17 protein-coding genes are annotated in these 14900 nt (G+C 38.3%); 10 read left to right on the forward strand and 7 right to left on the reverse strand.

What is annotated here, in order from left to right; translation table 11 throughout:
• Positions 1 to 444 precede the first annotated feature (444 nt).
• On the forward strand, positions 445 to 942 hold the full coding sequence (locus tag RUH74_RS03530) for a DinB family protein (RefSeq protein ID WP_313798873.1): 498 nt from the start codon (positions 445 to 447) through the stop codon (positions 940 to 942).
• A 334-nt stretch (positions 943 to 1276) separates the two neighbouring features.
• Here the strand turns inward: RUH74_RS03530 and RUH74_RS03535 are convergent, their stop codons facing one another.
• Positions 1277 to 1648: a hypothetical protein gene (locus RUH74_RS03535; RefSeq protein ID WP_313798874.1), complete on the reverse strand. Its 372-nt coding sequence runs from the start codon at positions 1646 to 1648 to the stop codon at positions 1277 to 1279.
• Between the two features lie 396 nt (positions 1649 to 2044).
• Here RUH74_RS03535 and RUH74_RS03540 point away from each other — a divergent pair, with 396 nt between their 5' ends.
• From RUH74_RS03540 to RUH74_RS03555, 4 genes are all read left to right on the forward strand, one after another.
• On the forward strand, positions 2045 to 2893 hold the full coding sequence (locus tag RUH74_RS03540) for an AraC family transcriptional regulator (RefSeq protein WP_313798875.1): 849 nt from the start codon (positions 2045 to 2047) through the stop codon (positions 2891 to 2893).
• Positions 2894 to 2905: 12 nt separating this feature from the next.
• A complete protein-coding gene (locus tag RUH74_RS03545; protein WP_313798876.1) occupies positions 2906 to 3844 on the forward strand; it encodes a hypothetical protein in 939 nt (312 codons plus the stop codon).
• Positions 3845 to 4076: 232 nt separating this feature from the next.
• Positions 4077 to 4502: a hypothetical protein gene (locus RUH74_RS03550; protein WP_313798877.1), complete on the forward strand. Its 426-nt coding sequence runs from the start codon at positions 4077 to 4079 to the stop codon at positions 4500 to 4502.
• 246 nt (positions 4503 to 4748) lie between these two features.
• Positions 4749 to 5294, forward strand: a complete 546-nt coding sequence (locus RUH74_RS03555; RefSeq protein WP_313798878.1) for a GNAT family N-acetyltransferase — start codon at positions 4749 to 4751, stop codon at positions 5292 to 5294.
• A gap of 116 nt (positions 5295 to 5410) precedes the next feature.
• On the opposite strand, the gene RUH74_RS03560 is transcribed toward RUH74_RS03555, so the two are convergent.
• Positions 5411 to 6292 (reverse strand): LysR family transcriptional regulator, encoded by an 882-nt coding sequence (locus RUH74_RS03560; RefSeq protein WP_313798879.1) that lies wholly within the window; start codon positions 6290 to 6292, stop codon positions 5411 to 5413.
• A gap of 127 nt (positions 6293 to 6419) precedes the next feature.
• On the opposite strand from RUH74_RS03560, the gene RUH74_RS03565 reads away from it, so the two are divergent.
• A complete protein-coding gene (locus RUH74_RS03565; RefSeq protein WP_313798880.1) occupies positions 6420 to 7706 on the forward strand; it encodes an NCS2 family permease in 1287 nt (428 codons plus the stop codon).
• Between the two features lie 45 nt (positions 7707 to 7751).
• The gene (gene hpt, locus RUH74_RS03570) at positions 7752 to 8276 is read left to right on the forward strand and encodes a hypoxanthine phosphoribosyltransferase (RefSeq protein WP_313798882.1); all 525 of its coding nucleotides are present in this window, start codon (positions 7752 to 7754) and stop codon (positions 8274 to 8276) included.
• Positions 8277 to 8426: 150 nt separating this feature from the next.
• On the opposite strand, the gene RUH74_RS03575 is transcribed toward hpt, so the two are convergent.
• On the reverse strand, positions 8427 to 8897 hold the full coding sequence (locus RUH74_RS03575) for a hypothetical protein (protein WP_313798884.1): 471 nt from the start codon (positions 8895 to 8897) through the stop codon (positions 8427 to 8429).
• A gap of 242 nt (positions 8898 to 9139) precedes the next feature.
• Between RUH74_RS03575 and RUH74_RS03580 the strand changes: the two genes are divergently transcribed.
• The 3 genes from RUH74_RS03580 to RUH74_RS03590 are packed head-to-tail and all read left to right on the forward strand — an operon-like array spanning position 9140 to position 10954.
• A complete protein-coding gene (locus RUH74_RS03580; RefSeq protein ID WP_313799034.1) occupies positions 9140 to 9547 on the forward strand; it encodes a VOC family protein in 408 nt (135 codons plus the stop codon).
• Positions 9548 to 9569: 22 nt separating this feature from the next.
• The gene (locus RUH74_RS03585; protein ID WP_313798885.1) at positions 9570 to 10352 is read left to right on the forward strand and encodes a DNA alkylation repair protein; all 783 of its coding nucleotides are present in this window, start codon (positions 9570 to 9572) and stop codon (positions 10350 to 10352) included.
• A 14-nt stretch (positions 10353 to 10366) separates the two neighbouring features.
• Complete coding sequence (locus RUH74_RS03590) at positions 10367 to 10954, forward strand: TetR/AcrR family transcriptional regulator (RefSeq protein WP_313798886.1); 588 nt, start codon at positions 10367 to 10369, stop codon at positions 10952 to 10954.
• 205 nt (positions 10955 to 11159) lie between these two features.
• Here RUH74_RS03590 and RUH74_RS03595 read toward each other — a convergent pair whose 3' ends face one another.
• The 4 genes from RUH74_RS03595 to RUH74_RS03610 all read right to left on the reverse strand — a co-directional run bounded on the left by RUH74_RS03595 (position 11160) and on the right by RUH74_RS03610 (position 14900).
• Positions 11160 to 11492 carry a hypothetical protein gene (locus tag RUH74_RS03595; RefSeq protein WP_313798887.1) on the reverse strand — a complete coding sequence of 111 codons (333 nt, stop codon included), beginning with the start codon at positions 11490 to 11492 and terminating at the stop codon, positions 11160 to 11162.
• A 566-nt stretch (positions 11493 to 12058) separates the two neighbouring features.
• Positions 12059 to 13465, reverse strand: coding sequence for a HAMP domain-containing sensor histidine kinase (locus RUH74_RS03600; protein ID WP_313798888.1), 1407 nt, complete (start codon positions 13463 to 13465; stop codon positions 12059 to 12061).
• Positions 13456 to 14115 carry a response regulator transcription factor gene (locus tag RUH74_RS03605; protein WP_313798889.1) on the reverse strand — a complete coding sequence of 220 codons (660 nt, stop codon included), beginning with the start codon at positions 14113 to 14115 and terminating at the stop codon, positions 13456 to 13458. Before RUH74_RS03605 ends, RUH74_RS03600 begins: the two co-directional genes overlap by 10 nt.
• A 29-nt stretch (positions 14116 to 14144) precedes the next feature.
• The gene (locus RUH74_RS03610) at positions 14145 to 14900 is read right to left on the reverse strand and encodes a lantibiotic immunity ABC transporter MutG family permease subunit (RefSeq protein ID WP_313798890.1); all 756 of its coding nucleotides are present in this window, start codon (positions 14898 to 14900) and stop codon (positions 14145 to 14147) included.

A 14900-nucleotide genomic window follows, 5' to 3' on the forward strand; every position in this document is an offset into this window, starting at 1 on the left:
GAAGAAGAAAAGCCCTAAACACCGTTGTTCAATAATAGGGAGTAATTTGTTGTTATGATAAAGGAATAAAAGCTGGATGAGCCGAATAAGTCATAGTGAACATCGTTTTGTTGTATTCTCAAAGCAAAAAAATGGAGTAATTTATTGTGATTAGGTTTTCGTTATTCGTTATATGACCGATAGTTGATTATGAAGGTTATTTTATGCGTATGAATGGCTTTTTTCGAAATGGATTGAGGATTATTGTTATCGTCACCCGGAAATTCGGATTACCCTGCCATGCTGGAAAGAAGTAGAAGTTGCGAGGTAGCTATGTCCAATATGAATGGGGAGCACTTGGTTTTGGAGTTTACCTTTTTAGGACCTATTAATTTATACTATAGTCAGATTTTTCTTATTTTTTAACTTTGAAAGATGACACTAAACAGTGAGGAGAATGGTTGTATGAAAGTTGTAACCAAAATGTTTTTAGAACAACTCGACATGCATTGCCATAAGAATGATTGGTTTGCATCCATGGATCAGGCGCTTCATGGAGTCAAAGCAGCTGAGGCAGCATGGACAAGTTCGGGAAACAGCAATTCGATTTGGCAGATTGTCAACCACTTGATATTTTGGAATGAAGACGTAGTCCATCGAATTGAGGGCACAAAGAATCCGCATAAGGCAGATGACAATGAAGAAACCTTTGGAAATCCGGGGGATCCAGAAGATGAAATTGGGTGGACCCTGACAGTCCAGCGCCTTAATAAAGTCATGAATAAATTAAAAATGGTCATTGCGGATCTTGACGATGAAAAGTTAAAAGCTCCGTATGCAGCTGACAGGTACTCTATTGAGCGTTTACTCAGCAACATTATGATGCACGATACGTATCATTTCGGCCAAATTGTTCTGTTGCGAAAGTTGCAATCCTCTTGGGATGGCATTGATTGGTCCTAAAGCACCATAATTCAGTGATCTTACGCATATTTCATTGCTCAATAGACGGGCGCTTTTGTTTAAGAAGGGAGATTTGATAATTCTCGGTTAGAAAAAGGATTGTCTCTACTAATTTGATCTTCAAAAACTACAAGGTTTGTTCCAATTTATTAAATCATGAGTTTGAAACCGGGCTAGATTATGGATAAAAATTTCCAATTTCTCATTTTAATACGGAGAAATTGGAAATTAATCATGAATATAAGTTTTTAATGAAAAATATTACGGTACAAACTACTTTACTGAGTAAATAAAATTCTGGCTCAACATGTGCAGTAGTTCTTATTGATTACGCTTAATCGAACTTTTCAATCAAATCTTCCATATAGAGAACTGCGACTTTAAAAGCGTGTATCCTTCTTGTAATGTAGGTCCGCTGCCCACTGCCTGCTTTTGATTTCTCGAGAAATGAAGGAAGTGTCAACAGCAAGTTCTCTAACTCCTTTTTAGCTTCAATCAAATCGGTTTTGCTGACACCTAATTTCTTCCCTTCCCAACGTGCAAGAAGTGTATCTATCCCAATCCGTGCAGCCTTCATTCGCTTCTCAAGCAACTTCGTCTGTGGCGCATTTGTTTTCATATGGGAAAGCGCCTTTTCAGATTTACGAATAATCGACTTAAACGCTTCAATTGACTGCTGCTTTTCTTCTGCTGTCAAACTTTCCATGAACAAATCACCTCTCTTATCCATGAACGACCTACAATTAGTGTAAAAACTGGGCAAGCACTTTATTTTATCATGTATTTTAGTTATATGTGTTTCAATCCTTCATTCTTCTATTCTCTAAATCAAGGTTTGACTTGCAGACATATTTTCCCTAAGTAATGATGGTTTAAAGCTGTATGAGCCTCATGTATATCCTTCAGTGATCACGGTATGTACAAAAGCAAAATGAACAAGAAAGGAAGAAAGAGAGTAAGAGCTCTCTCTTCCAAACTGCATTGCCTTTCATCACTAAAGAGATCGCTTAATGGAGAATAGCAATTGAAATCAAAAAAATAGTTTTTTAAGATTATATAATAAGTTCATAAGGATGAAAGAAGTTTTTAGGGGAGGGAATAAATGGAGGAATATGATATTAGCATTATGAGAGCCATCAAGTATATCGAAAATGGTATTCATGGTGAGATTACGTTAGATCAAATTGCGGATGAGGCTGCTTTTTCTAAATTCCACTTCACTCGGGTATTTAAAGCTGTAACAAAAGAATCAATTAATCAATACATTCGAAAGCGCAGACTTACTCTTGCAGCAAAAGATTTGATTGAGACAGAAATGCCAATCAATCAACTTGCGCTTGACTATGGGTATACAACACAAGAAGCGTTTACAAGGTCTTTTAAAAGCTTTACAGGATTGTCTCCTCATAGTTACCGGAAAAAAGGGAGTCATTTTCATAACTTATACAAAGCCGAACTAAATGAATCTGCTCTGAAAAGAACAAAACAACATGCAGACTATCCTGCACAAATCGTTAAGATGTCTACATTTTTTATTGCTGGCCTTAAGTGCAAAGAGATAGTGGACAATCACCAAATCTCAAAGCTGTGGAATAGGTTTTATGATGAACTTCAAGAAGCTTCAATCGATCCCAATACTGTACCATGCTATGGATATGAATCCTTGGACGATGCAGACGTTCCGTTCTATATCGCAGCAATTAAAGTGGATTCTCTTGAACGGCTGCCGGAAGGATGGATAGGGGTGAAGATTCCGGGGTACAAATATGTTTCGTTTACACTATATAATGATATCGAACAAATCCCCTATGCTATAGAGTACATTTATAAAATTCAGCTTCCAGCTATGAATCTTAAACCGGATCTTAACTTTAATTTAGAGTTCTACGACGTTGATTATGCAGCAAATGATCCAGCTTATACGTTGAAAATTTTAATCCCGATTAAATAAGGAGGAAAAGGAATGTATATTGGTAACGGTGCTTATTGTTATGCAAATTCAGCTAGTATGTTTGTTAGAGGAATCGGGGAAGAGGTTTCCCCATCCTTACTTGAGGTTTTGTCAGGCGTCGGTTTAGGAGTAACGATGTATGGAAATGGCAGTATATTTCTACACAACAATACGGCAGATCCTGATGTAGCGATTTCCAATGCATTAAAAATGTTAGGGTATTCATTTGTTGAAGAGAAATCTAATTCAGCTGACGTCATGCCAATCGATGAATTGAAAGAGGTATTAAAAACGTCTACAGCCATTCTTGGTCCAGTAGATATGGGTTATCTAACATATTCGCCAAACCATCAATATGCAAAAGGATCGGATCATTATGTGCTGGCATACGCTATGGATGAACATTTCATCTATGTTCACGACCCGGCAAGTTTTCCGTATGTCAGATTACCTTTAGAGAAGCTTGAGTTAGCTTGGAAGGCAGATGATATACCGTATGGAAGAGGACCATTTCAGTACTGGCATTCCATCAAAAAGATCAACACGCCTTCGGAAGCGGAAATCTATCGTCAATCGATTGAATATTTCCAATATTTATATGAAGAGACAGGGAAAATTGGGGTGCAAATAGGAGCAAAGACTGGTAGGGAAGCCATTGATCATTTTGTCGAAAAGATTCAAAACGGACAAGTGTCCGAAGCGGCGGCCGGCAACTTAAAATATTTTGTGTTTCAATTAGGGGCCAAGAGAGCAAACGACTTCTCACGATACTTTGAAAAAAATCACCGTGATCTTTCCGAATTAAAGAAAAAGCAAGCTGAAATTCTTGGACTGTGTCATTCTTTAACAGTGGAAGAAGAGTTTAAGGAACTAGCTAAAGCTTTACAAGAGTTCGGAAAGGTTGAGGAAGAATTTGAGAACAGTTTACTATCGATTAAAGTGTTAATTTGAACTGTACACGTTGAGGGATAGAAATATTCATATAAACAGTAATAACCCAATCTTTTACTAAGAAATTGGGTTATTTTCATTAAATTAAGAAACCTGACTCCTATTGAATATAAAAGCCAGTTTTCTTACCTGCGCTTATTTTGGTGTCTACTAGAACACTTCTTTTGTTTTACAAAAAATCCCTTTTATTATATATTAATATAATACTATTATGAAGGTGGATGTTATAAAAATGAAAAGGGTTTTTATTTTAGGAATTGCTTTACTTGTTGGTATCTCATTAACAGGATGTTCCATAAATCCAGAGAATTATCTGGATTCAAGTGATAAGGCTAGTTATGAAATAGCAACGAAACAGGATACTGGAAATGGAAGTATTGATTTACTTACTCCTACGATAACTGTTGATGAAAATCAGTTGAAATTTATAACAGAAAACATGGATGAAAATAAAGTTACCTTCATTTATGTAGCTAATGAAAAAGTTTTTGAGGATAAAATAGTGAATAACCAAGAATATAAGATTGATATAAAAGACATTAAAGATGCTCACCGAACAGACTACAAGCCAAAAGTTCAGCTTGTACAATATAAGAATGATAAAGAAGATAGCGATATAGTAACTTTCAAGCAAGTGAGATATAAGGTGGAAAAATAAGAAAGTTATTTATTGGTTCAATTTATTATAGAACTAGTGAATAAACTAAATCCAGTAGATAGACAGCTTAAAATGTGGTATGAGCTGTCTTTTTTGTTTTTAACTGAATTTTCTCTCTCCCTACTTAGATATCCCCAAATAAGTTTCGATAATGTTTCGTCATGTGAATAGGACTTGAATAGGATATACATCATACTTTTCCAGACTTAGAATAAAATAGGAGTAATAAAATATGGGAGGGGTTTAATGAAGCTAGTAGGGAAACAAATTTATCTTCGACTTTACAAACCATCTGACGCCAGCGAGTTAGCTAGCTTGCATATTAGAAATCGCGAATTTTTTCAACGAGTTAGCCCAGTACTCCCAGATGTATTTTATACAGAGGAACATCAAAAAATACGCATTGAACAGGCATTGAAAAAGACAGAAGAAGGGCAGTTATATGCCTTTGGAATTTTTTTAATAGCAACTGATAAACTTATTGGAGACATTTCATTAACTCAAATTGCTAGGGGGGACCTCCAAAACTGTTATACGGGATTTACTTTAGATAAGGAGTATAATGGAAAGGGCTATACGACAGAAGCTCTTCAACTTGTTGTAGATTTTGCTTTTAGAGAATTAAAACTTCATAGAATTGAAGCAGGAGCAATGCCTGACAATATCGCATCTATTCGTGTATTAGAAAAAGCAGGGTTTAAAAAAGAAGGGATAGCTAAAGAAAATCTAAAGATTAATGGCAAATGGACAGATCATCAAATATTAGGTATCATCAACCACTTGGATGTGTAAGCTCATTTCACTTCCAATAATATTATGATTGTAAAAATCACTTCATGCTTATATTAAAAATGCACAACTCAAAACCCTCTAAAACGAATTTGGAGGGTTATTGTTGGCTTTATTATTTAAATATTACGTGAGTGTCTATTGTATTCCTTTACTAGTTCTATAAGGTTTTTGGCAGGTGTAGAGACATAATGATTTTCTAGCCAAATGACGCCTAAAGAAGACATTAGATCAGTGTTATTGATCGGGATGGAGTAGGGGATTTTGTCCCTATAGACATCTATAACAGATTTTGGAACAATCGTTGCTCCTATACCTCCATTAACTAATTCCAATAATGTATGCATATCGGAGCACTCAGCCATTTTATTTAGTTGGAGGTTTTGCCTTGTAAATGCTTCAAGAATTGTACTATATATCCCCAAACCTTCTGTACTTGGAATAATAAGAGGGATATGGGAAATCTCCTCTAATGTAATCGTATGTGTTTCTTTATTTGTTACGAAGAAAAATGGCTCGTTCATTAGATGATGGTAAGTCAGTCCGCGATGTTCCAAGGGAAGGCGTACAAATGCCATTTCAATGGCCCGTGTTTTTATCATTTCTGCTAAATAATAGGAGTCATTTTGAACAATTTTTAACGAAACAAAGGGATACTTTTTGTGGAAGGTTTGGAGCACTTCTGAAAAACCTGATAAAGATAAGGTGTTAATGCCTATTGCAATTACCCCTCTTTTTCCCTCCACTGTTTCCCGTAATTCATGTTTTATTTCTTCTATACTATTCACCAAATGTACGGCTCTTTGGTAGAGTACGCTGCCTTTATCCGTTAATTCCATACTTTTCCCGCTTCGTTCGAACAATTTAACCCCAAGCTCATTTTCTATTTGTTTTAACTGCATACTAAGAGGTGGCTGAGACATATGCAGCCTAGTAGCAGCAGCTGTTATATTCTTCTCCTCTGCAATGGCAATAAAATACCGCAATTGTTTAATGTCCAATGATTTCCTCCCTCTATACGAAAAATATATGGTTTCCATACAAATTATATATTTTTCGAATGGTTAAGTCCATGTTATGATTACTTCCATGTTTTCATTTGATATTTATAGTAGAAAGGTGAATCATATGGAGCGTTTTTTTAAATTTAATCAATATGATACAACGATAGGAAAAGAAATTTCTGCTGGTCTTATTTCATATATCACAGTGGCTTATATCATTATCGTTAATGCGACGATTTTAGCTGTAGCAGGAATTCCGATGGAGGCAGGGATCATTGCAACGATCTTATCCAGTTTTATAGGATGTTTAATCATGGGCATCTGGAGCAATACACCTCTGCTAATTATTCCTGGAATGGGTCTTAATGCGATGTTTACCTATACAATTGTTCAATCTGGGGGCTTTTCCTGGGAGGAAGCGCTGGCAATGGTGTTTGTTTCTGGACTAATTTTTGTTGTTATTGCCTTTACACCGTTGGCGAATGTGATTACTTCCGCTATTCCTAATTCCTTAAAAGAAGCCATTACGATTGGAATTGGAATTTTGCTGATCCTAATTGGTTTTGAAAATGCTGGCATCATTACAAGTGCTGATCACACGCTTCTTGCAATTGGGGATTTAAGCAGTCCGACGGTAATCGTAACTTTTATTGGTTTACTTATTACTATTTTATTATTTATAAAAAATGTACCAGGAAACCTATTATTAAGCATCATCATTACTTCATTTCTATCAATTTGGCTAGGAGGAGCTACTTTTGAAGGGGTGGCCTTTTCAACTCCTTCTTTTCATGAATACCTAGGGGTGTTTGGGCAAATATCGTGGGGACAAGCAGGAAATATTCTTTTCTGGCTAACATCCCTCTCTTTTGCGATGGTGATTGTGTTTGAAAATATCGGATTGATTCATGGGCATAGCAAAATGCTAAACCGTCCTGAAAGCAGCAAGAAATCTCTCCAGGCTACTGCTGTTTCAGTACTTTCTTCTGGGATCTTTGGTACGAGCCCTACGGTTGCATCAGTGGAAGCAGCTGCAGGAATTACAGCAGGCGGTAGAACAGGATTAACGAGCATTGTTACTGGATGTATGTTTCTTATTTCGATCCTGTTTATCCCAGTTATTAAAATCGTACCGGCTAGTGCAGTTTCGCCAATCCTAATACTAATCGGGCTTCTTATGCTGCAAAATATTGTTCATATTTCAATGGAAGACTTAACAGAAAGCTTTCCAGCACTTTTAATTATTGTGTTAATTCCATTAACATACAGCATTGCAGATGGGATGGCAGTTGGTTTTATTCTATATCCGCTAATAAAGCTCTTAATGGGGAAAGGGAAGGATATTCACCCTGCCCTATATATGATTGCCATTTTGTTTATGAGCACTATGGTTATTCAGTACGTATTTTAAGTGAAGCTCAAAATACAATAGAAATTGGCTAGGAGGGAAAAAACGATGAAAAAAAATATTTTGTATAGTAAAGAAGAAATAGAGGCAAAAGTAAAAGAACTAGGATCCACTATATCGAGTGACTACCGAAATGAGGATAAAAATCTCCTTATTATCTCACTATTAAAAGGAAGCTTTATTTTCACAGCAGACCTTGTCCGGCACATAACCGTTCCTGTTAGAATTGAATTTATGGAAACGTCAAGTTACGGATTTGGAAAAGAAAGTACGGGAAAAGTAGAAATTATTTCTGGTTTGACAGTGGATATTTCCGATTATGATGTCTTAATCGTAGATGATATCCTGGATTCAGGGTATACGATGAAAACAGTCTATGATTATCTAATGAAAAGAAACCCGGAAAGTATGAAGACCTGTACGTTCCTCGATAAACCTTCACGCAGACAAGTGGATATGGATGTAGATTATAAAGGGTTTGTTATAGAAGATCGATTTATAGCAGGATATGGGCTGAACTATGGCCAGCATTACCGAAATACCCCTTATATTTTTGAAGTTGTAGACAAATAATATAAACATTCCAGTGGTGGATCGATAATATATTGTTAGTGGGTCAAAAAATGAAAGGGGTGGCGATCGCCATCTCTTTTTTATTTCGCTCTGTTCAAAATAACACTTATAATAGCAAATTGGTGAGTACTTCTTGAACTGTCATATTCTTTATAATTTAACCATAAACCATTTTCTCGAACGCTCTATTAGCAGCTGATACCAATAAATGATAAAAGCAAATACATAATAATATAAAAAAAGGTGTATCCGTTTAAAATTTCCTAATGTATAAACGTTAAATTTTTCAAAGAGATAAGTAAGTGGGTAGGAAAAACTTATATTTGAAATTAAATTCAAAAGAATATAACGTTTAAAATTTCCAAATGATAAATGGAAAATCCATAGGGTACCGGCAAAAAAAGGGCCAAAAATAAAACTTAAATCATGAAAAATAAGCTCTGCGATTCCTCCTCTTACTCTCCACCACTTATACTTATAGGACAGAAAGCATCCGCATATAACTAGCAGTGAACAAAAAATGGAAACAGGCAAATATTTTCGAAGTGCACTTTTAGGCAACAACATAACAGAAATCCATGAAATGATTAGTACTGCTATTCGAATTAGATTAGGTACCATTCCTTCTCCCTCCTTTTTTAAGATATTCTTTATTATTTATGGTGAAACTATTCACCTAAATGGCCTTTAATATTGAGAAGTTTCCTAATCATTAGGGTGTGAATCCGGAATTTGACATGGTAATCATTATGACTATAGATAATGTGTACCATAACGGAATAATCAGGAAAATAAATCGTATTTTACATACATACTGAATGTATGTTAATATGAATCTAACTAATGAAGAGGAAGTGAAAAATATGAAACTGAGCAGCTTTTACCCCGTGCTAATGACAATGAAAGTGAAGGAAACGAGTGAATTTTATCAACACTATTTTGGCTTCTCAAGTGTTTTTGAAGCAGATTGGTATGTAAGTCTGAAGCAAGAAGAGACGGGTGCTGAATTGGCAATCCTTCAGTCTGCTCATGAAACTGTGCCTTCTTCTTTTGGAACGCCTGTCCAAGGATTACTATTAAATTTTGAAGTTGAAAATGTAGATGAAGTATATCATCAATTGATTAAGGAAAAACAGCTGCCCTTACATCTCGATTTACGTGACGAGGCATTTGGTCAAAGGCATTTTATTACAAGTGACCCGAATGGCGTATTGATTGATATCATTAAGGTTATTCCGCCTGATACATCCTTTCAAAATCATTATAAATAAAAAGTGAGAGTGGGGAGTCATTATGAGTGAGTATATCCCTTTAAAATATTACTTTGATAGGGAATTGGCCCTTCATTTGGCGGATTTAATCCAATCACAGTATCCTCGTTTTACCAGAACATCTTTTGTAGATGCTGTTTCTATAGAAGTAGAAAATAAAGAATTGAAGGCTCGTGTTGAGGTAATTGCGAACATATTAATGAAACATCTTCCAACTGATTACGAAAAAGCTTTAGCTATCTTATTAAAGATTTTAGGACCGGAAAATAAAACAGAAGAAGGGATGTTTACCAATGGCTATTTTCTAATGCCAGTCGCCTGTTTTGTCGAAAAGTTTGGCCAGGATCACTTTGATTTATCCTTACATGCCATGTATGAAATTACAAAACGACATACATCAGAGTATGCGATCCGCCCTTATTTAATTGCAAACAGTGATCGCTGCATGGATTATTTTCAATTCTGGATAAAGGACTCCAACTCACATGTTAGGAGATTAGTAAGCGAAGGAACGCGTCCACGGCTGCCATGGGCTAAAAGGATTCCTCCATTAAAAAATGATGTACAAAATAATTTGAGTTTGCTAGAAAAATTAATGTGTGATCGCTCTCGCTATGTTCAAAAGTCTGTGGCTAACCATATAAATGATTTAACAAAAGAAAACCCAGCAGCAGTCCTTAAATGGTTACAGAAGTATATATCTGATAATAATGGTGTAGATCCTAAAATCATTAAAAATGGGTTAAGAACGTTAATAAAATCAAATGATGAACAGGCATTGGAGTTATCCCGTCAAGTGGAGTAAGGAGTGTAGGCCGCATGAAAAAAAATAAAACAGAAACAGAACAAACAATACAAAACTTAACGGAAATAGCACGGCAGCACTTTACTGCGTATGGATATGCAAATGTTACCCTAAAGGATATTGCAAAAGAAGCAAATGTAACAAGGGGTGCTTTATATCATCATTTTAAAAATAAAAAAGGGCTTTTTCTTGCCGTATTTGAAGTCGTTCAAAAAGAGATCGGAGAGTATGTCGAAGCAGCTGCAGCACAAAGTAATAATAGCTGGCAGCAATTAATCAACGGGTGCCAAGCTTATCTGGAAGGAGCAGTAGAATCACATAATCAGCGTATTCTATTGATTGATGGGCCAGCTATATTAGGCTGGGATACCTTTCGGAAAATGGACGAAAAATATTCGATGAATTCACTTAAGGAACAATTACAAATGATGCAGGAACAAGAACTGATAAAGCCTATTTCTGTAGAGGCAATGACCCATTGTCTTTCAGGTGCCATGAATGAAGCCGTGTTATGGATTTCTGATCACCTTGACCAGAAAGAAGTTATGAATGAAGTGATGATTGTATTAAAGCACTCGATAGAAAGTTTCAGAAATAAGTAAATAGCTTTCGATCATGATAAGGATCAGACCGCCAATATTGATTGATTTTTTCCTTTTGTTGAAAGGGCGTTCTCCCTTATTTAGTGTAGATGAAATTCGAATCCCTCGCTGGAAAAGCCTTTCGGGAAACCGTCTTACTGCTCTGCCATTCATCACCTTAAAATAGATAAGGCGGGATAGGATATTATACTATCCCACCTTTTATTTAAATAGAACGACGGCGGCGACGGCGACGTGGGCGTATTCTTTCTTCTGCCTCTTCTATATCAATATCTATATTTATGTCTAAATCTTGATCTTGGTCATTATCCTGATCTTGTTCAGATCTCACTCTAGCGTTACTGCGGCTGTTGAGTCTGACATCAACGTTAGAATTACCTGATCTAGTGATATTAGAACGCGCAACGTTGGTGTTTTTATCGGTATTTCGTACATTTGCATCTGCATCTGCTTCAGTTCTATTTCTTACTTCGGAATCAAAATCAGTATCAACATCCACATTTACATTTGTATTTTCATTATTTCTTCTTCTTGACAAATTTATCTACTCCTTCGTTTTTTAATAAACATTGCCTTGCATTTGAACATACACAGCAGAATGATCGAAAACTATAAAAGTAGTGTGTGGAAAATGAAGTTTTTGTTCAGTGTTTGTAATTCGAATTCGGCTTTTGAATGATCTCTGTGTTTATAACGAATATCATTTTTAACATCGCGGTATCAATCATTACATTGATCTATTCATTCCCTTTCCTGTTTTCTCTCGCTTGAATAAGTCTCCCCTTTCCTATTTACGTTGCGACTTAACTCTCTTTATATTTGTCCCAGTAATACTGTATTCTTCTTGGATGAAAGATGTATAGACTAATTCCATACCTTCGTTTATTTTTCTCCACTTTTACTCCCCATGAGGCTGGGTGTTACGATTGGAAATACTGTTTTTAAAAAGTGGAAACGGCGATCTAACATTCTAGGAAAATTGATATTGTTAGTAACAATGCAGAAACTTGGATGTTGGCTTGTAGAAGGAGAGGAGGGAATTAGAGAAGGAGAAAGATTACTAGTTCTGTTTCTTGCCCGATGTAAAAAGAATCCATCCTTTCGTTAAATAGGAGTGGATTCTTTTTGTTTTAGCGGCACTTCAATAGTCACTTCACCGCCCCCAGTCATTTCAGAGTTGGCGATATATAGTTCGCCTCCATGAAGGCGGGCAATGAACTGGGTGATATAAAGGCCCATCCCATAATGTCCGCTTGTTCCCCGAGATGAGTCGCCCATATAAAATTGTTCGGCCGCAAGCTGAAGAGATTCAGGTGAAAAGCCTGGTCCCTCGTCCAGGACACAGAACCGGATGCAATCCTTCACCTGCTCGACGAACAATGTGAGCTTACTTCCGTTTGGGGCATGATCGACGGCATTGGAAATGATATTCATAAGTGCTCGCTCTAACAATTTCGGATCGGCAACTATCGTATCCGATAGGCCGTAGGTTGTGACAGCAGGAGAGAGGTCTTTCATGATACTCAAAGCCTGCATTTGGCCTTCGATTTGACGGATAAATGCCTCTGGATTAACACTCACTGGGTAGAGTGTGGTGGAGGTTTCCGTTTTGGTGAGTTCAATCAATGTATTGATGTACGATTCCATCTGGCGGGTGCTTTCGGCGATATAGTCGGAGTACTCTTTTTGCTCGTCATTCATATCTGTTTCGGCTAGAAGCTCTACATTGCCACGGACGATGGTGAGCGGTGTCTTCACATCATGTGCCAGCGCCGAAATCTGCTCCCGCCGGCTTTGCTCGAGGGTCCATTGTCGTTCAAGTGAGTCCCTAAGAGCGTCCTTCATCTGGTCCATAGACATAAGCACCCGGTCGATCTCACTGATCCCGCTATATTGGATAGAAAAATCCAGATCCTGCTCCTGAATGTGCATGGCGGCCTCCTGCAGCCCGCTCATCTTGCGGGCTATCTTCCGTCCAAAGGTGGAAGCGAGAAGGGCTGATCCGCAGAGAAAAGCGATGCCGAACAGGGCAAAAAAGAACAGCTCTGCATTGGGCAGGATCCTGCGGAGGGCAGGGCTGCTGAACTGTGCGGATATGGAATACTGAAGAATATAAACCGTTTGCTGGTTTGTAATTTTCGTATAGTAATAGGGGAAGCTATATGAGCCCTTAGTATCCTCTAGTAATTCCCAGGCAAAAACTCCCTGTTTTTCCGATAAATTATGCTCAAGCAGTTTGCCATCTATTGTAAATTTCGCATACTTGTACAAAGTAGCCGATTGAATGTTTGGTGGTTCATGGCCCGCCAAAATCTCGGATTCTGCCTTCAGCACCTGCTTCTCTGCATGATTAGCCGGAATGATTGCCCCTGTAGCCATGAAGCCGAAGAAGATGGCACCAAGTACGATGACAAGGCCAATAGTACCAGTGCAAAAAACAGCCAAATATTTGAGAAATAGCGTACGGAGCTTTGTGGATTTTCGTCTGGATTGTTGAGAGGTCACTTCCATCTGTAACCAATCCCCCAAACAGTCTCTATCGGTGAGGCTCCCACCTGGTTAAGCTTGGCCCGGATATTTTTAATATGCTCAACAATTGTAGAGGAATCACTATCTCCTTCATAGCCAAAGACAGATTCGTAGATTTGATCTTTGGAGAAGACTTGCTCTCGGTTCAATGCCAGAAACTCACAGATGGCATATTCGCTCTTAGTTAAAGGAACGTCCGCATCTTTAACCTTGATTTCCTTGCCGGACAGGTTAAAGGAAACCTCGCCCATGCAAAGTACATTCCTCCGCACCCGGTTTTCCCGGCGGAGATGGGCATGAACTCTGGCGCGCAATTCCCCGGCGCCAAAGGGCTTAATAATATAGTCATCCGCACCCTCGCCGAGACCTGTTATGACATCATTCTCCATGGATTTGGCGGTCAGGAACAAGAGAGGACAGTCCACCTTGGTACGGATATAACGGCAGAGGGTGAAGCCGTCCATCCCCGGCATCATGACATCCAGGAGAATAAGATCATAGGCGCCCAGTTGGAGGTCCGCTGCCTTGGATGGGTCAGAGAGAGTCGTTACAACATGTCCATCTTTCTGCAAAATATTACGAAGCAAAGCCAAAACGGCAGGCTCGTCATCAACGGCTAGAATATTTGCCAAGACCATCACTTCCTTGAACATAAATGCTGTTAGTCAAACGATTTTCTTCCTTCCCAACGTCTGAACCAACTACCTAATAATACCATAATTGCAGCCGTACCAACGATGCAATAGAGCATCCCAGGCCGCAAGAGGAGGAGTGCTGCCGGAATCCCCGGCGATGCCCCGTACTGTATCCAAATGGTAATCATCCTGGCTCCCCAGGCGCAGGGAATATAGATCCAATTATAGTCGCCAAGCCCTGTTAGAAGCAGGGAAGCCGTCAGACTTTCGAGAATTCCCAGGCCAATGGAGGCGCCTTTGCCGAACCTTAGACTGATGAAGAAATGCAGCGCATAAAGAAAAATGCAGCTTCCAAAAATGATGCACGCCGCCTCCATGTAGAACCCGAGACTATAGGGAGACTGATTCAGCATATAGAGAAAGCCTGCCCCGAATCCTATAGTAGCGAGGAGCGTACTGCCGAAGCCTAACAGAAGGAGCAAGATCAGCTTGCTGGCAAGGGGTGTAAGTCGACTCGGCTGGGTCAACAGCTGCTGGTATTGTCCCGCTGCGGCTTCCTGCTCGGCGGCAATCGCGCACACAATCCCAATCATTGTTGGAAAAGCGAGGGCAATCACCTGAAAATAACCTTCCACCTTAGAGACTGAGGAGAAAGGAACATAGGCATAGTAGGCAAGAAAAATGCCAATCACTGCCAAGGGTGTAAAGAGGTGTACCAGCAGCATTGGCTGCCTTTTTAGCTTGATTAGCTCAGACATGAGACTGTTGAAAAAACTGGTCAT

The sequence above is a fragment of the Cytobacillus sp. genome (genome assembly GCF_032154635.1).
Taxonomy (GTDB): domain Bacteria; phylum Bacillota; class Bacilli; order Bacillales; family Cytobacillaceae; genus Cytobacillus.

What these genes read in the sequence shown, in the direction of transcription:
- RUH74_RS03530 (WP_313798873.1), top strand. Translation starts at nt 445, where the DNA reads ATGAAAGTTGTAACCAAAATGTTTTTAGAACAACTCGACATGCATTGC.
- RUH74_RS03535 (WP_313798874.1), bottom strand. Translation starts at nt 1,648, where the DNA reads ATGGAAAGTTTGACAGCAGAAGAAAAGCAGCAGTCAATTGAAGCGTTT.
- RUH74_RS03540 (WP_313798875.1), top strand. Translation starts at nt 2,045, where the DNA reads ATGGAGGAATATGATATTAGCATTATGAGAGCCATCAAGTATATCGAA.
- RUH74_RS03545 (WP_313798876.1), top strand. Translation starts at nt 2,906, where the DNA reads ATGTATATTGGTAACGGTGCTTATTGTTATGCAAATTCAGCTAGTATG.
- RUH74_RS03550 (WP_313798877.1), top strand. Translation starts at nt 4,077, where the DNA reads ATGAAAAGGGTTTTTATTTTAGGAATTGCTTTACTTGTTGGTATCTCA.
- RUH74_RS03555 (WP_313798878.1), top strand. Translation starts at nt 4,749, where the DNA reads ATGAAGCTAGTAGGGAAACAAATTTATCTTCGACTTTACAAACCATCT.
- RUH74_RS03565 (WP_313798880.1), top strand. Translation starts at nt 6,420, where the DNA reads ATGGAGCGTTTTTTTAAATTTAATCAATATGATACAACGATAGGAAAA.
- hpt (WP_313798882.1), top strand. Translation starts at nt 7,752, where the DNA reads ATGAAAAAAAATATTTTGTATAGTAAAGAAGAAATAGAGGCAAAAGTA.
- RUH74_RS03575 (WP_313798884.1), bottom strand. Translation starts at nt 8,897, where the DNA reads ATGGTACCTAATCTAATTCGAATAGCAGTACTAATCATTTCATGGATT.
- RUH74_RS03580 (WP_313799034.1), top strand. Translation starts at nt 9,140, where the DNA reads ATGAAACTGAGCAGCTTTTACCCCGTGCTAATGACAATGAAAGTGAAG.
- RUH74_RS03585 (WP_313798885.1), top strand. Translation starts at nt 9,570, where the DNA reads ATGAGTGAGTATATCCCTTTAAAATATTACTTTGATAGGGAATTGGCC.
- RUH74_RS03590 (WP_313798886.1), top strand. Translation starts at nt 10,367, where the DNA reads ATGAAAAAAAATAAAACAGAAACAGAACAAACAATACAAAACTTAACG.
- RUH74_RS03600 (WP_313798888.1), bottom strand. Translation starts at nt 13,465, where the DNA reads ATGGAAGTGACCTCTCAACAATCCAGACGAAAATCCACAAAGCTCCGT.
- RUH74_RS03610 (WP_313798890.1), bottom strand. Translation starts at nt 14,900, where the DNA reads ATGACCAGTTTTTTCAACAGTCTCATGTCTGAGCTAATCAAGCTAAAA.